The following is a 19136-nucleotide window of genomic DNA, read 5'->3' as shown; positions in this document are numbered from 1 at the left end:
TTTATTCTTCAGGGCTTAACTCACGCATTAAGTTTGCTTTCAAGCTCTCCCTTTGTTGTGTTGTTAATGCATTGCCATCTTCAGTTGATACAATAAACAAATCTTCTGCTCGTTCACCAATGGTGGTTATTTTGGCTGTATCTAGTCGTAATCCACTATAACGGAACACTTCACCAATATCAGCTAATATCCCCGGGGCATCAAAGGCAACTACCTCAATTTGAGTGCGTTGGCGCTTAGTTGGTAAAAAGGTAATTTCAGGTTCAAATTTAAACTGCCTTTTTAAACGCGGTAGAGAGGTTTGTTGTGAATTTACTTTTTCTGGCGCGATTAATGCCATTTCGATTGCTTTCTTCAGACGCTGTGTTTTATCCGGATCGATATGTTCACCATCATGCTCAAGAATAGTGAAGGTACTTAAGGAAAAATCATCTCGACTAGAAAGGATTTTTGCATCGTGTACGCTAAGCTTCTTGTTATCTATTTCGGTCACAACGGAAGAAAATAATGCCGGCATATCTTTATGATAAACAAACACTTCCGTTGCACCACGCGCATTTTTATCGCTAATTAACACTAACGGTTTACTGTGATCGTGGTGGGTAAGTATATTTACCGTGTGCCAAACAATTTGTTTCGAGTTGTAGCGGAAAAAATAGTTAAGTTTAAAGCGTTTCCACAATTGTTTAACAGGCGCTTCAGTAATACCAATTTCACGCAAAAGTGAAAGCGTTTTACGTTGTCTATCCCTGATCCTTTCTCGTATATCGGGGGGATTTTCTAGGCCACGACGAAGCATTTTTAAGGTGCTGTAATAAAGATCGCGTAATAACGTGGCTTTCCAACTATTCCAAGTTTCTTCATTAGTGGCACAAATATCGGCAACGGTTAAACAAAATAATAAATTAAGGTGCTTTTCATCGCGAACTAATTTTGCAAATTTGTTAATGACGGCGGGATCACTGATATCACGTCGCTGTGCTGTCACTGACATGGTTAAATGATGTTTCACTAACCAAGCAACCAGTTTTCCTTCATACCGGCTAAAGCCATGTAATTGACAAAATTCTAATGCATCAACGGCACCCAGTGTTGAATGATCTCCCTTTTGACCCTTTGCAATATCATGGAAGATAGCTGCAATATAAAGTAATTCAGGTTGTTCTTCCGTTTGAAATACCTGATGGGCGAGCGGATGATCTTTGGTTGTATTGGGGTAATTATAAATATGGCTAATTAATTTATTCGTATGGGTATCCACGGTATAAGCATGGAATAAATCAAATTGCATTTGCCCAACAATACGACTCCATTGCGGAATATAAGCACTTAAAATACCGTATTCATGCATTAACGAGAACGCATTGCCCATGCCTTGAGGATGCTTAACAATGGTTAAAAATAGTTCACGACATTCAGGAATATCCTGCAACCAATAGGTTAGGCTCCGTCGTGCTTCACGCAGTTGGCGTAGGGTAGTGGAATAAACATCTTCAATTCGGTCATCGTTGGCAATATGTAAAAATAACTGCAATATAGACACTGGATCTTCATTAAATAAACCATGTGTTTTAAGCTCTATCATATTACCGCGAAGTTGAAAGTTCTCATCAATCGGTTCAATTTTCTTGGTTGAATTACCAAGAATCGCTTCATCGAAATATTGCAGTAACATTTCATTTAATTCTTGGACGCGATGAATGGTTTGATAAAAAGCTTTCATCATCTGCTCAACGGCTTGATTGCCTTCGCCTTTATATCCTAATAATGCTGCGACATCGCTTTGGAAATCAAATAGAAGACGATTATCAGGACGATTAGTGACGGTATGTAATGCAAAACGAATTGACCACAGTAAACGTTGGCAGTCGACTAATTCTTGATATTCACTCTGGGTAATATATTCATAACCAGTCAGGTCTAACAGGCTGTGGGAATCAAAATGTCGTTTTGCGATCCAAGCAATGGTTTGTATATCGCGCAGTCCACCGGAACCATTTTTGATATCCGGTTCTAGGCTGTATCCATCACCGCGACAGACTTTATGACGCGCCCGTTGTTCTTCTCGTTTGGTGAGGAAAAAGTCAGCAGAGGGCCAGAAATTTTTCTTTTTGACGAGGTCAGAGAGTTTATCAAAGGTTTTTAGCTCTCCCGTTAAATAACGTGCTTCGATCATACTGGTTGCGACGGTAATATCAGCTTTACCTTGTTGTACACAATCTTTAAGTGTTCGAACACTATTACCGACGTCGAGTTTTAAATCCCATAGCAGCGTAATAAAGTCACTAATTTTTTGCTCACATTGCGATGTAATTTTTTTCTCGGCAAGAATTAAAATATCAATGTCGGATTTGGGATGCAGTTCACCACGTCCATAGCCACCGACGGCAACAAGGCTGAGGTTTTTAATGTCATGAAGTCCACGGAATCGCCACAGTCGAGTTAATAGTTGGTCAATATACAGTGCGCGGCAACTGACAACTTCATTAATAGGTTGGTGTGCTTTGAATTTTTCGATCTGCCAAGCTTGGAATTTTTGTAATTGAGTTTTTAGGAATGGGATCGTTAATTCGGTTTCTTGAAAATTGCGCGGTGAAAGGTGTGTAAAATCCATTAATACCTCGAGGCAGATTGCATTTAGCTTTTATCGATAATGAATTTAGTGATAAAAGCTAAAATAAACAAAGAGTAAACTTAGTCTTGCTATTTGATGTTACTCATCATGGTTAATAATACGTTCAATGGTTTCTTCTGGACGTAAAGTTAAAATTTCACAGCCCGTTTCAGTGACCAGTAAGGTGTGTTCCCATTGTGCAGAAGGCTTTTTATCTTTTGTTACAACAGTCCATTCATCACGAAGTACTTTACAGGATTTTTTACCTGCATTGAGCATCGGTTCAATGGTAAAACACTGACCCGCTTGTAGAATTTCACCTGTCCCAGCACGACCGTAATGCAGTACTTGTGGTTCTTCGTGGAAGCCAGCTCCGATCCCATGCCCACAATATTCACGTACCACTGAGTAGTGATTTTTTTCTGCATGTTTTTGGATCGCTTCACCGATATCACCTAGACGTGCGCCTGGTTTAACCAAGTTGATACCAATATATAAACATTCTTGGGCGATACGTGATAAGCGTTCAGCCATAATTGAAGGTTTGCCAACCATAAACATTTTCGAAGTATCACCATGATAACCATCTTTGATTACGGTGATATCAACGTTCATGATATCGCCGTTTTTAAGTGCTTTATCGTTTGGAATACCGTGACAAACAACATGATTCAGAGAAGTACATATTGATTTTGGAAAGCCATGGTAATTAAGTGGTGCTGGAATTGCTTGCTGTTCATTGACAATAAAATCGTGGCAGATTTTGTCTAGTTCATTGGTCGTGACGCCTTCTTTGATATAAGGTTCGATCATGATAAGTACATCTGCTGCGAGTTGTCCTGCAATGCGCATTTTTTCTATTTCATCTGCCGTTTTAATGATTGCTGCCATGTTATTTCTCTATATTTCTAATACTAAATAATAACTATAAAGAATTCACATCAATGAAGCTAGCGAAGTTTAAAAATAAAATATTCATAATGCTTTTATCTCTCTGATGTAGTTAAGATTTTTGGATTTATACACCTGTTTTTTGTGGTGCTATTGAGCTGTTTTAATATTACTGATCCAAACCGTTTGATAGGGGTCAAGAATTAATGATTCCTGTAACGGGTCAATGCTAGTATCACTAATTAACTCATACCAATCTTCGGTCATAATGAGATTTAACCCATTGAGTAATAAATCGACTTTCTCATCGGTTATATTACTGATACAAAAAATGCTTTGTTTTCTATTTTGACTTTGACGCCAGAAACCAAATAATGTTAATCCTAAATGCAGCGTGAATTGTGTTGCATTAGGGTGGAATGCCGGTTGTTTAATACGAATATCAAGCAAGTGCTTCATTGATGATAATGTCTTGTAATGATGGTCGTTTGGATCGCTTAGGTGGTTTTGTAATAAGTCGTAATCCCAACGGTGACGGTTAATTGAACGGTTTTGTTGGGTGTTTGCAAATTTCTCATAATCATTATGTGTACCTAATAAACTATGAATATAAACACCGGGGACTCCTTCGAGAGCAAACATAATGGCATGTGCACAGATAAAACGTTGTGCGCCTAATTCGTCCTTACCTTTGGTTGTTCCCTGTAAAGCATCGTATAGGGCAATATTGATTTCATAGGGTTTCTGTTGGCCGCCTTCGGCACTACGCCAGGAGATCTTACCACCAAATTCTTGCATCGTATCAACCAGTGTTAATAACTCTTCATCATCTAAAAGACCTTCTGCAGGACGTAACCCAACACCATCGTGAGAAGCAATAAAGTTAAAGTAGAATGTGCCATTTTGCGCTGGTGGCATACTCATCAACCAGCGTTTTAAATATAAACAACTGCCTGTGACTAATGTGTTAATCAGCAGTGGGGGCAATGAGAAGTTGTATATTGCATGGGCTTCATTGGCATTACCAAAGTAAGTCAGGTTTTGGGTGTTCGGGATATTGGTTTCGGTAATAATCACCGCATCGGATTGGGCATGTTCGATAAGCGTTCGTAATAGACGGATAACTTCGTGTGTTTGAGGTAGGTTAATACAGGTAGTGCCCAGTGTTTTCCAGAGAAATGCGACGGCATCGAAACGGAATATGCGTACACCCATATCAAGGTATAAACGAATAATATCAACAAAGCTTTTTAGTACCTCTGGGTTTCTAAAATCAAAATCAACTTGGTCGTGACTAAAGGTACACCAGACATTTTGCATTCCTTTACCCGTTTCTGTTTCTCTTAGTAAAGGCGAGGTTCTTGGGCGAACAACATCTTTAACGTCATCTTCGATAGATGCGGTATAAAAATAATCGTGACCAATTCCTTCACCTTTTACAAAGTTTTGAAACCATGCACTTCTACTTGAACAATGGTTGATAACAAGGTCAGACATCAAACGTCGATGCGTTGCAATTTCTTTAATATCTTCCCAATCACCAACGGATTCATTGACACTTGAATAATCGATAACCGAAAAACCATCGTCTGAGCTGTAAGGGAAAAAAGGTAAAATATGGACACTATTAATACTTTTACCGATATAAGTATCAATAAAATTCTGCAATGTGACTAAGGGGCTTTGATCTTCCTGCATAACACTATCTGCATAGGTGATCATGATTATGTCTTTTTCTGACCAATGGCTTTCATAGGGGATGGGTTGATGACAGTGTTGCTCAAGGCGCATTAATTTAATCAACTCATCACTGAGTTGAGCACTATCGATATTTGCATCAACGTCTTTATAAATAAAATCAATTTGTTGAATCAGTTTCGCTTGTAATGCTTGCAGTGCTTCACTGGTGTTATTTAAATCGTCCATTTTTTCCCCTTAGGTAATGCTTTTCTACTGACTAACCAAAGACGTCGTTGGTTAGTCAGTCAACACGGTTTATATTTATTCACTAAACTCTTGATAATCTAACTCTACCGCTTCTTTTAGTTGATCAAGCACATCTGGCATTGCACTGATTACTCGGTTCCAGGAAGGGATAAATGGTGTGTCCATTGGATGATCCAAGAAGATCTGACCAGCCGTCATGACATTTTCAGCAAACATTTCAATGGCTTTTTCTTCATTGTGGATATCTATTTTCAATCCGTTCATCATGGCATCACTGCGATACATTTCAACGTAATCGAGCGCAATACGGTAATAGGTGGCTTTTAAAGTACGTATTGTTTCAGCTGTAAACGTCTCACCTTGAGTGGCTAATTTACGGAAAAATGCTTTAGTGATATCAACGGACATTTTGGACAGACCGGCTTCGATATTATCCAATGATAGATCTTGATGTTTATGGTCATAGGCGTCGGCAATATCTACCTGACAAGTTCGATTACTTGCATAGTTACGGTGCATTTCAGAAAGCACACCAATTTCGAGTCCCCAGTCACTTGGAATGCGTAAGTCTGTTAGCACATCTTTTCGGAATGAAAATTCACCTGCTAAGGGATAAAGGAAGCTATCGATAAATTCTAAATACTCATTGTGTCCGATGGTTTTCTTCAATGCTTTGACCAATGGGGTGACCAATAAGCGTGAGACGCGGCCATTGATCTTGCCATCGGCAACGCGAGCATAATAGCCTTTACAGAATTCATAGTTAAACTGTGGGTTTGCTACTGGGTAGATAAGTCTGGCAAGTAATGAACGATCATAGGTGACGATATCACAATCATGTAAGGCAACGGATTCTGTTTTGCCAGAGGCTAGCGTGTAACCCATGCAGTACCAAACATTGCGTCCTTTACCTAGTTCTTTAGGAGCAACGCCCAAAGCTTGTAGTTTTGCATCTAAGGCTTGTAGACGAGGGCCTTCATTCCATAATACTTTATGTTCTTGAGGTAACTTTTTAAAGAATTTTAAGGCGTGGCGGAATTGCTCTTCAGTGGCTCTGTCTAAACCAATAACAATTTCAGTTAAATAGGGGACTTCAGTTAAGTGTTCAACAATCGCTGGTAACGCATCACCTTCTAATTCTGAAAATAAAGAGGGTAAAATTAATCCCATTGGACGCTTTTTGGAGAATTTTTTTAATTCCTGTTCAAGATCTTCATTACTACGTTGTGATAAATTATGCATTGTAGTGACAATGCCATTTTGATAAAAATCAGCCATAATAAAATACTCTTCTTAGTCTATTCATTGGTTAATGATGACAATAACACGTCATGTAATGATTCGGCCCAACCAGCAGGACCGTCAAGACGGCTTTGGTACACCTGATGTTTCCGGTTTAAATGTGGAAATTCATGTACAGGTGAATGAATTTGAATAGCAATCGTCGCTTCTTCTAGCATCGCGCTATCATTATTACTGTCTCCCAGTGCAATTGTTATTATCTGTTGTTGTGGTGCTTCCTGTTGATATTGTGCTGTTAACCATGTTTGTGCTAACCCTTTATCACATTCTCCACTGACATGTAAAAAACGGCCTCCCTGAAGTATGGTGGCGCCCAGAGAGCTCATTAAATTAATAAAATCGGCTTTAGATTGTTCACTGCCAAGCCAGTTTAATGGTTCACTAAATTGGCGTTGCTTCGCCATCGTTGCTTTATCGATAGGCAATCCAGTTAGCTCTGCTAGCTGTGCATCTGTTAATTGTGAAAAGCCTTGAAAATCATTGCGATATGCCATTGCATGTTCGCCTAATAACGATAGCCAATATTCCTTGGGTTGGCAAAAAGATTTCACCCAAAAGCCATTTTCTAATACAGTATCTTGAGGTTGCGCTTTAAAATAACCGACGGGAATATAAATAGCGGCGCCATTTTCAATGATAAATGGGCTGGTTAAATTTAATTGTTCTCGAATCAGTAACATTTCTTGTTGTGTTTTACTGCTATTAAGTACAACAGGGATATTTTGGGATTTTAATATTGCGAGGGTTTCTTCTGCTGCATCGGTTTTATAGGTGTAATGATCCAGTAAGGTGCCATCTAAATCGGTAAAGATTACTCTTTTCTTTTTCATGGGCATATCTAGTTCCGTTTTAATTATTGAGTTAATCAGAATAATAGTATGAGGTTGTCGATGCCGTGATTAAATCGACAAATAGTTGATGCTGATTGGTTATTCGATAAAACATTAAATTAATATCCTCAAAAATGCATTAGTAACTGCAGCAATAATTAGACCATTTACGGTGATATTTTAGATAAACGAATTGTTTTATTTTAACTAATTGTTTAATAAGGTTATTTTTGTTTTTTAAATTCGATGTGATATTCAGTTTATAATGATTATTATGATCGGTGGTTTAATTTGGTGCAATTTGGTGGGGTTTTAAAATGCAATGCTCACTCTTGGTGAAAAGTGGGTAAATAGCTGATTATCATTACTTTTGTTGAAGTCTAGGTGGTCATTATGACACCTGCAGTGTCAATACAGGTGTCTTTATGTTGCATTGTAAGGCGAAATAAAATGGTTACTTAAGCATGCCTTCTGTTTCGATAAAGTTAATAATGTCGTCTAATCCTTGCTGGGTTTTCATATTGCTAAAAACAAAAGGTTTATCACCACGCATTTTTTTAGCATCTCTGTCCATAACCTCAAGGGATGCGCCAACAGGATGAAATGCATTTGTTGCGTATTTTAAAAGGAGATCAACAGAAAAAAAATGTGCAAGATTTAAAAAAAGCCCTACCGGTCACGAAACGAGAATCAGAAGTTTTATATTGGGTTTCTTATGGGAAAGCCAGTTGGGAAATTTCGCAAATTTTGGATATGAGCCCCCGAACCGTTAATAAACATTTAGAACAAATCTATAAAAAGTTGGGGGTTGATAACCGTACCTCGGCGGCTGCTATTTCAATTCGGATTTTAGAATCGTAAAACATGTATTTTGAATTTTTATAGAATAATGTCTTTACACAACAATCGTTGAGTTTCATTGTTAACTATGATATAAATCGCGCCAAGATTTTTGCTACAATTTGTATCGGTAAATCTTACTTAACTTATTAAGGTTTTTTACCTGCTTTTTAATTATGAAAAGTGACAGTATTAAGCTTTATTTTATATAACACACACACACATCGACACGTTACTCGGGGTGCCTGTTACTTTTATTTAAGTACGAGGTCGAGTATATGGGATGTGTGGAGGCCTAACCCCCTAAAAGGAAATTCTAATGGCAAACGTATCAATGCGCGACATGCTACAAGCTGGCGTACACTTCGGTCACCAAACTCGTTACTGGAACCCAAAAATGAAGCCTTTCATTTTTGGTGCACGTAATAAAGTTCATATCATTAACCTTGAGCAAACTGTTCCAATGTTCAACAAAGCACTTAACTTTTTAGAAGCGAAAGCAGCTAAAAAAGGTAAAGTATTATTTGTTGGTACTAAACGCGCAGCTTCTGAAGCTGTGAAAGAAGCAGCAATCAGCTGTGATCAATTCTACGTTGATTATCGTTGGTTAGGTGGTATGTTGACTAACTGGAAAACAGTTCGTCAATCGATCAAACGTTTGAAAGACCTTGAAATTCAAAGCCAAGACGGTACTTTTGACAAGTTAACTAAAAAAGAAGCGCTTATGCGTTCTCGTGAGTTAATCAAGCTTGACAAAACGCTTGGTGGTATCAAAAATATGGGCGGTATCCCTGATGTAATCTTCGTAATCGATGCAGATCACGAACATATTGCAATTAAAGAAGCTAACAACCTAGGTATTCCTGTTGTTGCTATCGTAGATACTAACTCATGCCCAGATAACATCGATTTCGTTGTACCTGGTAATGATGATGCTATCCGTGCTATCAAACTGTACTTATCTGCAGCTGCTCAAACGATTAAAGAAGGTCGTGAAGCAGATGTTGCTGTTGCAGCTGAAGCAGACGGTTTTGTTGAAGAAACTGCTGAAAAATAAGCTTTTCTAATTTTTAGAAACTCTTATTAGCCAATTTAATGGTTGGTTATCAGGGGTCTTAAGGACCCCTTTTTTATAGATTTAATATAGGAATTCGACAATGGCTATTACAGCTAAGCAAGTTAAAGAACTTCGTGACCGCACCGCTGCGGGTATGATGGATTGTAAAAAAGCATTAGTTGAAGCCGATGGTGACATCGAGCTTGCAATTGAAAACATGCGTAAATCTGGTGCAATTAAAGCGGCTAAAAAAGCAGGACGTGTTGCTGCAGAAGGCGTTATTCTTGCTAAAACGGCAGGCAGTGTTGCACTTATTGCTGAAGTTAACTGTGAAACTGACTTCGTTGCAATGGATAAAAGCTTCCTAGCATTTGCTAATAAAGTTGCTGAAATCGCATTAGCAAACAAAATTGACTCAGTAGAAGCTTTAAGCGCTGCTGAATATGAAGCTTCAACTACTGTTGAAGACGCTCGTGCAACGCTTGTTGCTAAAATCGGTGAAAACATCTCTGTTCGTCGTTTACAAATCGTTGAAGGTGAAAACCTTGGCGCATATGTACACAGCGGTAAAATTGGTGTTATCTCTGTACTTAAAGGCGGTGACGCTGAACTTGCTAAAGATATCGCAATGCATGTTGCAGCTTCTGCTCCTCAGTTTGTTAAACCTGAAGATGTACCAGCTGAAGTTGTAGCGAAAGAGAAAGAAATTCAGTTACAAATTGCTATCGATAGTGGTAAACCAGCTGAGATTGCTGAGAAAATGGTTTCTGGTCGTATGGCTAAATTCACTGGTGAAGTGAGCCTGACTGGTCAAGCATTTGTTAAAGACCCTTCAATGAAAGTTGCTAAGCTTCTTAAAGATGCTGGTGCTGACGTTGAAACGTTCATCCGTTTAGAAGTGGGTGAAGGTATCGAGAAAAAAGTTGAAGATTTTGCTGCTGAAGTAGCTGCAACAATGGCTTCTGTGAAGTAATTGAACGCTTTTTAGGTAACAATAAATAGATACTTATTGTAAAAAGAACCGCGGCTATGACTGCGGTTCTTTTATATTAATAATAGTCGTTTTAATTTATTGGATAGCCACGCCCATCGTTGTATTTTTGTACTAAATCCTGTCTAGATAAAAATAAATAAAACTGACAAAATTTTGTTACAATATGCTGATTTATAGTTATTTTATGAATAGGTTGTTTAGAATAACAATCTATTCATCTGGTTGCTGTTGCGCTTACTTTGAGGGAAGAACATTATGAGTACAAACCATAAATCTGCATATCGTCGTATTTTATTGAAATTAAGTGGTGAAGCCTTAGTTGGCGAAGAAGGTTTTGGCATTGATCCAAAGGTGTTGGATCGTATGGCGGTAGAGATTAAAGCATTGATTGAAGCGGGTGTTCAAGTCGGTTTAGTTATCGGTGGTGGTAATATTTTTCGTGGTGCAGGCTTAGCAGAAGCGGGCATGAATCGTGTTGTTGGTGACCATATGGGCATGTTAGCAACGGTGATGAATGGATTAGCAATGCGTGATGCATTACATCGTTCTCATGTAAATGCACGTTTAATGTCGGCAATTCCATTGAATGGCGTGTGTGATGATTATAACTGGGCTGAAGCCATCAAACATTTGAAATTAGGTTCAGTTGTAATTTTTTCTGCCGGTACAGGTAATCCATTCTTTACAACTGATTCGGCTGCTTGCCTACGTGGTATTGAAATTGAAGCCGATGCCGTGCTTAAAGGCACTAAAGTGGACGGTGTTTATGATGCTGATCCAGTTAAAAATCCTGATGCAAAATTGTATACAGAAATTGATTACCAAGTAGTATTAGAAAAAGAATTACAAGTGATGGATCTTGCCGCATTCACATTAGCACGTGATCATAGCTTACCAATTCGTGTATTTAATATGAATAAACCGGGTGCATTAAGCCGTGTTGTGTTAGGTGAAGATGAAGGTACAACGATTACGCATTGTGCGAATAATGACTGAATTAATTGAGGTAGTTAAGTGATTTAATATAAGTCGGTTTTCTCCGTCTTTTAGATTATGCCTATCTCAATGTGTTAATGTCAGTCAATTTTGACGTACGACTTAGGTAACGAGTGTTGTAAAAAATGCTCGTTTTAATTATCTGCTAAGTAGATAATAAGATATCAGTTAAAAATAAAATTAAGAGAATTGTTATGATTAATGAAGTGAAAAGTGACGCGCAAACGCGTATGACCAAAAGTGTTGAATCTTTTAGAAACCAGTTAGCAAAAGTACGTACAGGTCGTGCACACCCAAGCTTATTAGATGGCATCATGGTGCCATACTATGGAAGTAATACTCCACTTCGTCAAGTTGGTAATGTGTCAACTGAAGATGCACGGACATTAACTGTAACTGTTTTTGATGCGACTTTAATTCAAGCTGTAGAAAAAGCGATCATGGGATCAAACCTTGGTTTAAATCCAATGTCAGCGGGAACAGTTATTCGTATTCCATTACCACCATTAACAGAAGAACGTCGTAAAGATTTAATTAAAGTCGTTCGTGGTGAAGCTGAAAATACACGTATTGCAATTCGCAATATTCGTCGTGATGCAAATAATGACCTTAAAACATTAGAAAAAGATAAAGATATTAGTGAAGACGAACAGCGTCTTGGCGAAGATAATGTGCAAAAAGTAACAGATGAATTTGTTAAACAAATCGATGAAATTTTAGCTGTTAAAGAAAAAGAGTTATTAGAAGTTTAATAACGATTAGAGCATGAAATTAGTGAACTGTTATTCGGTTCACTAGCGAAGAATATCTGTATTATTTTAGATTCTAAGGTTAACTGTGACTACATTAAATCAACCAATAAAAGTGCCGCAACATGTTGCTATTATAATGGATGGGAATGGTCGCTGGGCTAAACAAAAAGGGAAGCATCGTGTATTTGGACATAAGCATGGTGTTAAATCTTTACGTAAAGCGATTACCTTTGCCAGTGAAAAGGAATTCAAAGCGTTAACTATTTTTGCTTTTAGTAGTGAAAATTGGAAGCGTCCTAAACAGGAAGTGAATATGTTAATGGAGCTTTTTTTTACCGTTCTCGGTAGTGAAGTAAAGAAACTGCATCAACATAATATTAAATTGACTGTTATTGGTGATATGACGAGTTTTAGTGATCGAATTCAGAAAAAAGTGTCTGAAGCTCAAAAACTCACTGAAAATAATACCGGACTCGCGCTTAATGTTGCTGCAAATTATGGTGGTCGCTGGGATATTGCTCAAGCGACTAAACATATTGCAGCGCAAGTTGCTAAGGGTGAATTGTCGATTGATGATATTGACGAAGATCGAATTGCTCAGGGAATGACGTTATATGATTTACCTGAAATCGATTTAATGATTCGCACTGGTGGAGAGCAACGGATCAGTAATTTTCTGTTATGGCAGCTCGCTTATACAGAACTGTATTTTACCGATATTCTATGGCCCGACTTCGATGCTATTTCTTTTCAGAATGCATTAGACTTTTTTTCTGGAAAAGAAAGGCGTTTTGGACAAACTAGTGAACAAGTTATTTTGCAAGCTGTAAGTGACGAATAACATGACCATTGAATATAACAGGAAGTTTCTGTGAAACAACGAATTATTACAGCTTTGATTATTGCGCCCCTAACTATTGCGGGCGTTTTTTTATTGCCGCTAAACCTTTTTATGCTGTTTGCTGCCGTTATTTTTTTATTGGCGAGCAAAGAGTGGGGCGCTTTTGTTAGTAAAGTGAAACCTTTAACTGTTTTTTATCTTTTTGCCATTTTGCTTTGCGCGTCCGTCTTTATGTTACCAGTTGAGAATATTTGGATTAATGGAACGGTTAATCCATTTATTTATTGGTGTTTGATGGTGGCAGCTATCTGGTGGGTAATCTCTTTAATAATGGTGATTAGTTACCCTAAAACGGCGCCATTTTGGTCAAGTAATTGGACAATTAAAAGTATTATGGGAGTGTTAACGTTACTTCCTTTTTTCTTTGGAATGGTATTGTTACGATCAATTAATATCGATACCAATTTTTATTTTGGTGCGGAATTATTATTATTTGTCTTTATGCTTGTTTGGGCTGCGGATACCGGTGCTTATTTTTGTGGTAAACGCTTTGGTAAAAATAAATTAGCGATTAACGTAAGCCCAGGTAAGACAATTGAAGGTTTTATTGGCGGGTTATTATTAGCCATGATTGTTGCTTATTTGGGCACCGTTTTTTTTGCAATAGCAAGCGACAAAATATTCGTGTTTCTCGTCTCGTCATTCGTGACTATCTGTGTGTCAGCATTAGGTGATCTCAATGAAAGTATCTTTAAGCGAGAAGCTGGATTGAAAGACAGTGGTAATTTATTACCTGGCCATGGTGGCATTTTAGATCGCATTGATAGCTTGACTGCTGCTGTACCCGTTTTTGCCATTTTTTATCTGATTTGGTTGAATTAGACTATGAAAAAATTAGCTATTCTAGGGGCAACAGGATCAATTGGCGCAAGCACGTTAAGCGTATGTCGATTTAATCCAGACCTTTATGATATTACATTGTTAGCCGCGTCGGTAAGTGTCGATAAAATGTTTGAGTTATGTCTCGAATTCAAACCTACATATGTGTCAATGAGCGATCAGCATGCACGCTTAGCTTTATTTCACTTATTACAAAATTCTCAATTATCTTGCCAAGTGCTCGATGACGAAGCGTCTTTATTGCAATTGTTGGCAAGTGATGAGATTGATAGTGTGATGGCTGCTATTGTTGGTGGGGCAGGATTAAAAAGCACCTTGGCAGCAGTGCAGTCGGGTAAAGAAATATTTTTAGCTAACAAAGAAGCATTAGTGATGTCCGGTGCTTTATTTGTTGAAGCCGCTAGCCGTTCTGGAGCTAAGTTATGGCCCGTTGATAGTGAGCACAATGCTATTTTTCAAGCTTTATCCCCGACCTTACAGCAAACTATTGGTGTGTGTGATTTACCAGCTGAAGGGGTCTCTAAAATTTTATTAACTGGATCTGGCGGGCCATTTTTAGAAAGAGAATTAGACACATTTTCTTTGATTACCCCTGCTCAGGCTGTTAATCATCCGAATTGGTCGATGGGTCAAAAAATTTCAGTTGATTCCGCCACCATGATGAATAAAGGATTAGAGTATATTGAAGCACGGTGGTTATTTAATACTTCAGCCGAACAATTACAGGTTATTATTCATCCCCAATCTGTTATTCATTCTATGGTGCAATATAAAGATGGTAGTGTTATTGCACAAATAGGTAACCCAGATATGCGCGTTCCTATTGCTTATGTGATGGGCGGGAAAGCGCGAATCGACAGTGGTGTGCCGCCTTTTGATTTCTTTTCGAGCAAGGATTTTAGTTTTGCTGAACCGGATTATAATCGTTACCCTTGTTTAAAATTAGCGATTGATGCCTGTTATGAAGGGCAACATGCGACAACAAGGTTAAATGCAGCAAATGAAGTTGCAGTTGAAGCTTTTCTAGAAAATAAGATAAAATTTACCCAAATACCTCAGTTAATTGAACAGGTATTAAATTTAAGTGGGAATCAACAGGTAGAATCCATTGATCACCTGTTTGAAATTGATGCAGAGGCGAAGCTGCAAGCGATGAAACTTATTAAGCGAGATTTTTTATGTTAACGATTCTATGGAATTTAGGGGCTTTTATTGCCGCATTGAGTATTCTAGTCACTATTCATGAATACGGACATTTTTGGGTGGCGAGACGCTGTGGTGTCAAAGTTCACCGTTTTTCGGTTGGCTTTGGTAAAGTTCTATTTAAACGTACAGATAGTCAAGGCACCGAGTTCGCTGTTGCCGCTATTCCACTCGGTGGCTATGTTAAAATGTTGGATGGTCGAGTAGATGAATTGACCGAAGATGATGAACAATTTGCCTTTGATAAAAAAACAGTTTGGCAACGAATTGCGATTGTTGCAGCGGGGCCCATAGCTAATTTTCTATTAGCTATTTTCGTATTTTTTATTATGTACATGGTTGGTATAAATAGTGCGAAACCAATTATTAATGGCACGGCAGAAAATACACCTGTTGATGTAATTCAAACCGATACTCCGTTTCAAGTGATGTCCGTTAATGGCCAAAGTGTAGGCGATTGGGAAGCATTAAATTTGGCATTAGTGGGGCAAATCGGTGAAAGTGAGTTTCAAATCACGATCGCACCGTTAAGCGATACTAAAAATCAATATAATTTGGAACCAACAAAAATTTTTATGGTCTCATTGCAGGACTGGAAGTTTGATCCTAAAAAAGAATCGATTATTGATAGTTTAGGTTTTATTCCCTATCGACCTACGGTGCATTTAGAAGTTGCAGATGTCGCAGAGGGTGGGGCAGGCGATAAAGCAGGTTTAGAAGTGGGTGATCAGCTTGTTGCCGTTGATGGTGTCATGCTCAATACATGGCAGGAGTTTGTTAGCCAAATTCAAGGCCATCCCGAGCAGCCTTTAAATGTTGAAGTTATCAGATCATCTCAGTCAATTAATTTGAATTTAGTGCCAGCATCGAGAGAGAATGCACAACAATTGATCCAAGGATATATTGGTGTTGCTCCTGTTGTTGATGAGTATCCTGAAGCCTTTAGAGTTAAGTTACAATTTTCACCTATTGAAGCCTTTGTTAAAGGCATTGAAAAAACTGGGCGTTTAACTGAGCTGACCTTTGACACATTAATTAAATTAGTAACTGGCGATATTGCGGTGACCAATCTTAGTGGGCCGGTTGCCATTGCAAAAGGCGCAGGAATGAGTGCTAATTATGGCATCGAATACTTTTTAGGTTTTTTAGGGTTAATCAGTGTAAATTTAGGATTGATGAATTTAATTCCATTACCTGTATTGGATGGTGGACATTTACTTTATTATTGTGCCGAGATTGTTACCGGCAAAGCAATACCTGAAAAAATACAGGAAATAGGTTATAAAATTGGTGGAGCAGTACTGATGACATTTATGGTCATCGCGTTACTTAACGATTTGAATTTATTGTCGTAATAGTACACATTTTATTGAAACTGTATTTATAACTTTATACACTCCATGCAAATTTTAGTTATTTGCATTTTGGTGGAATGAAAAGCAGATTGGCATCGATAAACAGCACTTCCTAAGCTGAATACAAAAACACGATAATAAGTGTTGTAAAGGATTAATAAATAAATGATTAAGAAATATGTTCTTGCGGGGCTGTTCATTATTGGAAACAGTTTTTCGCTGCCGTCTATCGCCGAAACGTTTACTATTTCTGACTTACGGTTTGAAGGGTTACAACGCGTTACTTTTGGAGCTGCGTTACTGAGTTTACCAATTCGAGAAGGTGATTTGGTTGATGATTATCAGCTCTCTGGTGCAATTAAAAAGCTTTATGCAAGTCGTTTCTTTGAATCGATTGAAATGTTTAAAGACGGTGATGTTTTAATCTTTAAGGTAAAAGAGCGCCCAACGATTAGTAATATCGAGTTGGTAGGTAACGATAAACTGACCGATGAACAAATTTTTGATTCATTAAAATCATTACATATTCAAGTTGGTGAAACGCTTGACCGTACTACATTAGCGAATATTGGTAAAAGTCTTGAAGATTTCTACCATAGTGTTGGTAAATACAGTGCGCAAGTCATACCCGTTGTGACACCGTTACCTCGAAATCGAGCTTCTCTTCAATTCATTTTCCGTGAAGGTCTTTCTGCAAAAATCGAACAAATTAATATTGTTGGTAATAGTGTCTTTTCCGATGAAGATTTATTAAAACGTTTAACTTTAGGTGACTCTGGAGGATGGTGGGATTTGTTTGCCGATGATAAATATCAAAAACAAAAACTAGCCGCTGATTTAGAAGTTATTAAAAGTTATTACTTAGACCGTGGTTATATAAGATTCCGTTTAGATGATACGCAAGTTTCACTGACACCGAATAAAAAAGGTGTTTATGTGACGGTTAATGTAAATGAAGGAGAAATTTATAAAGTTGACGGTGTTAAATTTATTGGAAATTTATTAAAAAATGAAGACGATATTGCCTCATTAGTTCCTTTTGCTAAAGGAGATGTTTATGCGGCGTCTGATGTTGCTGCAGCTGAACAAAGCATTCGTCGATATTTAGGGCGTTTAGGTTATGCCTACCCCGATGTTAAAACTTATCCCGAAGTGGATGATGAGACAAATACTGTTGTTGTGAATTTTTCAGTGGATCCTGGTCAGCGTGGTTATGTGCGAAATATCAATATTTCAGGTAATACCACGACAAAAGATGTTGTCCTTCGTCGTGAAATGCGACAAATGGAAAGTAGCTGGTTATCCAGTGAAAATATCGAAATATCAAAGGCTCGTTTAAATCGTTTAGGATTCTTTTCTACAGTTGATATTGATACCCAACGCATCAGTGATGATCTTGTTGACTTAAATGTAAAAGTAGAAGAACAAGCATCGGGATCTTTTAGTACTGGTATTGGTTATGGTACTGATTCGGGTATGAGTTTAACTGCGGGTGTGCAACAAAGTAACTTCTTGGGCTCCGGTGATAAAGTGGGTCTCGAAGTTAAAACAAATGATTATAGTGTTAGTGGGAATATCAGTTATACGACCCCTTATTTAACACAAGATGCCGTGAGTGCGGGTGGTCGTTTGTATTACAACAAATTTGAAGCGGGTGAAGCGAATATCGTTAACTACACCAATACGACTTATGGTATTGGGTTAACATTAGGCTTTCCAGTAAATGAAATTAATCGTTTAAGCTTTGGGATAGGTTGGGAGAACAATGGTATCTCACAATTAAACTCATATTCTCAATCATTATTATTTTGGGATATTTATGGTTCCCAACAGAACTCCGATGGTGAAGCGAATTTCCAAAACTTCAATGCAACTGCTCAATGGACTCGAAATAACCTTGATAAAGGTCAGTTAGCAACGCAGGGCATGAAACATACTCTTGCGTTGAAAATGACAACACCAGGTTCCGATGTTCAGTACTTTAAAGTGAATTTCGACTTCAGTAATTATCAACGTATTACCGATGATGGTGATTGGACTACATTATTAAGAGCTTCAGCCGCATACGGTAATGGTTATGGTACATTTGAAGGAAGTGACCAGATTCTTCCATTCTTTGAAAACTACTATGTTGGTGGTTATAGAACATTGCGTGGCTTTAGTAGTAATAGTGTCGGTCCGAGGGCGTTATATGATTACAGTGATGGTGGTAATAGCTCCGTTGTGTTAAGTGATAGTTCCGTCGGTGGTAATGCAAAATACACACTAAGTGCCGAATTGATTTTCCCTGTGCCATTTGTGGATGAGGCCTATACAAGACAACTACGTAGTAGTTTATTTGTCGATGCCGGTGAAGTTTGGGATACTGAGTTCGATTACAGCACTTACGCGAGTATGGGCTGTTCTTATAATTGTGATTATTTTGGTGATTACTCAAAACCAGGTAGAATGCGTGTATCAGCAGGTACGCAGTTGACTTGGGTATCTCCAATGGGCCCCTTAGTCTTTACATTTGCTTTGCCAATCAAAGAATATGATGGCGATAGTACTGAGTTTTTCTCTTTTAATATTGGTCAAACATTTTAATTATTCTTATCGGTTTATAGGCAGTTCT

Annotated in this window: 15 protein-coding genes and 1 pseudogene; 10 read left to right on the top strand and 6 right to left on the bottom strand. The window is 38.0% G+C overall.

All coding sequences use genetic code 11. From position 1 onward, the window contains the following. Position 1: 1 nt before the first annotated feature. The 6 genes and pseudogenes from glnD to ACR30L_RS14535 form a co-directional block, all read right to left on the bottom strand. Positions 2-2614: a [protein-PII] uridylyltransferase gene (gene glnD, locus ACR30L_RS14560; RefSeq protein ID WP_435234968.1), complete on the bottom strand. Its 2613-nt coding sequence runs from the start codon at positions 2612-2614 to the stop codon at positions 2-4. A gap of 99 nt (positions 2615-2713) precedes the next feature. Continuing rightward, complete coding sequence (gene map, locus ACR30L_RS14555; protein WP_435234967.1) at positions 2714-3505, bottom strand: type I methionyl aminopeptidase; 792 nt, start codon at positions 3503-3505, stop codon at positions 2714-2716. 150 nt (positions 3506-3655) lie between these two features. Further along, a complete protein-coding gene (locus ACR30L_RS14550; protein WP_435234966.1) occupies positions 3656-5431 on the bottom strand; it encodes a sugar phosphorylase in 1776 nt (591 codons plus the stop codon). A 75-nt stretch (positions 5432-5506) separates the two neighbouring features. After that, complete coding sequence (locus ACR30L_RS14545; RefSeq protein WP_435234965.1) at positions 5507-6730, bottom strand: glycosyl transferase; 1224 nt, start codon at positions 6728-6730, stop codon at positions 5507-5509. 20 nt (positions 6731-6750) lie between these two features. Further along, entirely contained in the window at positions 6751-7584 is an 834-nt protein-coding gene (locus tag ACR30L_RS14540) for an HAD-IIB family hydrolase (protein WP_435234964.1), read from the bottom strand. A gap of 454 nt (positions 7585-8038) precedes the next feature. Then, a pseudogene (locus tag ACR30L_RS14535) lies at positions 8039-8182 on the bottom strand (urease accessory protein UreG); the annotation flags it as partial. 5 nt (positions 8183-8187) lie between these two features. Here ACR30L_RS14535 and ACR30L_RS14530 point away from each other — a divergent pair. The 10 genes from ACR30L_RS14530 (at position 8188) to bamA (ending at position 19108) form a co-directional block, all read left to right on the top strand. Then, positions 8188-8445: a helix-turn-helix transcriptional regulator gene (locus ACR30L_RS14530; RefSeq protein WP_435234963.1), complete on the top strand. Its 258-nt coding sequence runs from the start codon at positions 8188-8190 to the stop codon at positions 8443-8445. Positions 8446-8743: 298 nt separating this feature from the next. Next, positions 8744-9481: a 30S ribosomal protein S2 gene (rpsB, locus tag ACR30L_RS14525; protein WP_435234962.1), complete on the top strand. Its 738-nt coding sequence runs from the start codon at positions 8744-8746 to the stop codon at positions 9479-9481. Between the two features lie 100 nt (positions 9482-9581). Next, positions 9582-10454 carry a translation elongation factor Ts gene (tsf, locus tag ACR30L_RS14520; protein WP_435234961.1) on the top strand — a complete coding sequence of 291 codons (873 nt, stop codon included), beginning with the start codon at positions 9582-9584 and terminating at the stop codon, positions 10452-10454. Positions 10455-10730: 276 nt separating this feature from the next. Then, the gene (gene pyrH, locus ACR30L_RS14515; RefSeq protein ID WP_435234960.1) at positions 10731-11471 is read left to right on the top strand and encodes a UMP kinase; all 741 of its coding nucleotides are present in this window, start codon (positions 10731-10733) and stop codon (positions 11469-11471) included. A 194-nt stretch (positions 11472-11665) separates the two neighbouring features. Then, on the top strand, positions 11666-12223 hold the full coding sequence (frr, locus tag ACR30L_RS14510) for a ribosome recycling factor (RefSeq protein WP_435234959.1): 558 nt from the start codon (positions 11666-11668) through the stop codon (positions 12221-12223). A 136-nt stretch (positions 12224-12359) separates the two neighbouring features. Continuing rightward, positions 12360-13064 carry a polyprenyl diphosphate synthase gene (gene uppS / locus ACR30L_RS14505; protein ID WP_435237917.1) on the top strand — a complete coding sequence of 235 codons (705 nt, stop codon included), beginning with the start codon at positions 12360-12362 and terminating at the stop codon, positions 13062-13064. Positions 13065-13094: 30 nt separating this feature from the next. After that, a complete protein-coding gene (locus tag ACR30L_RS14500; protein ID WP_435234958.1) occupies positions 13095-13946 on the top strand; it encodes a phosphatidate cytidylyltransferase in 852 nt (283 codons plus the stop codon). 3 nt (positions 13947-13949) lie between these two features. Further along, positions 13950-15149: a 1-deoxy-D-xylulose-5-phosphate reductoisomerase gene (ispC, locus tag ACR30L_RS14495; RefSeq protein ID WP_435234957.1), complete on the top strand. Its 1200-nt coding sequence runs from the start codon at positions 13950-13952 to the stop codon at positions 15147-15149. Then, positions 15143-16522: a sigma E protease regulator RseP gene (gene rseP / locus ACR30L_RS14490; RefSeq protein WP_435234956.1), complete on the top strand. Its 1380-nt coding sequence runs from the start codon at positions 15143-15145 to the stop codon at positions 16520-16522. Before ispC ends, rseP begins: the two co-directional genes overlap by 7 nt. 165 nt (positions 16523-16687) lie before the next feature. Further along, a complete protein-coding gene (gene bamA, locus ACR30L_RS14485) occupies positions 16688-19108 on the top strand; it encodes an outer membrane protein assembly factor BamA (RefSeq protein ID WP_435234955.1) in 2421 nt (806 codons plus the stop codon). Positions 19109-19136: the final 28 nt, after the last annotated feature.

Source organism: Psychromonas saccharinae (genome assembly GCF_051201515.1).
GTDB lineage: Bacteria > Pseudomonadota > Gammaproteobacteria > Enterobacterales > Psychromonadaceae > Psychromonas.
The sequence above is the reverse complement of the archived record's forward strand: the minus strand, read 5'-3'. Positions and strand labels throughout refer to the sequence as shown.

Coding starts and splice junctions, on each gene's coding strand:
- ACR30L_RS14540 (WP_435234964.1), bottom strand. CDS start 7,584: ATGAAAAAGAAAAGAGTAATCTTTACCGATTTAGATGGCACCTTACTG.
- frr (WP_435234959.1), top strand. CDS start 11,666: ATGATTAATGAAGTGAAAAGTGACGCGCAAACGCGTATGACCAAAAGT.
- ACR30L_RS14550 (WP_435234966.1), bottom strand. CDS start 5,431: ATGGACGATTTAAATAACACCAGTGAAGCACTGCAAGCATTACAAGCG.
- glnD (WP_435234968.1), bottom strand. CDS start 2,614: ATGGATTTTACACACCTTTCACCGCGCAATTTTCAAGAAACCGAATTA.
- tsf (WP_435234961.1), top strand. CDS start 9,582: ATGGCTATTACAGCTAAGCAAGTTAAAGAACTTCGTGACCGCACCGCT.
- ACR30L_RS14530 (WP_435234963.1), top strand. CDS start 8,188: ATGCATTTGTTGCGTATTTTAAAAGGAGATCAACAGAAAAAAAATGTG.
- map (WP_435234967.1), bottom strand. CDS start 3,505: ATGGCAGCAATCATTAAAACGGCAGATGAAATAGAAAAAATGCGCATT.
- ispC (WP_435234957.1), top strand. CDS start 13,950: ATGAAAAAATTAGCTATTCTAGGGGCAACAGGATCAATTGGCGCAAGC.
- ACR30L_RS14545 (WP_435234965.1), bottom strand. CDS start 6,730: ATGGCTGATTTTTATCAAAATGGCATTGTCACTACAATGCATAATTTA.
- uppS (WP_435237917.1), top strand. CDS start 12,360: ATGGATGGGAATGGTCGCTGGGCTAAACAAAAAGGGAAGCATCGTGTA.
- pyrH (WP_435234960.1), top strand. CDS start 10,731: ATGAGTACAAACCATAAATCTGCATATCGTCGTATTTTATTGAAATTA.
- rseP (WP_435234956.1), top strand. CDS start 15,143: ATGTTAACGATTCTATGGAATTTAGGGGCTTTTATTGCCGCATTGAGT.
- rpsB (WP_435234962.1), top strand. CDS start 8,744: ATGGCAAACGTATCAATGCGCGACATGCTACAAGCTGGCGTACACTTC.
- bamA (WP_435234955.1), top strand. CDS start 16,688: ATGATTAAGAAATATGTTCTTGCGGGGCTGTTCATTATTGGAAACAGT.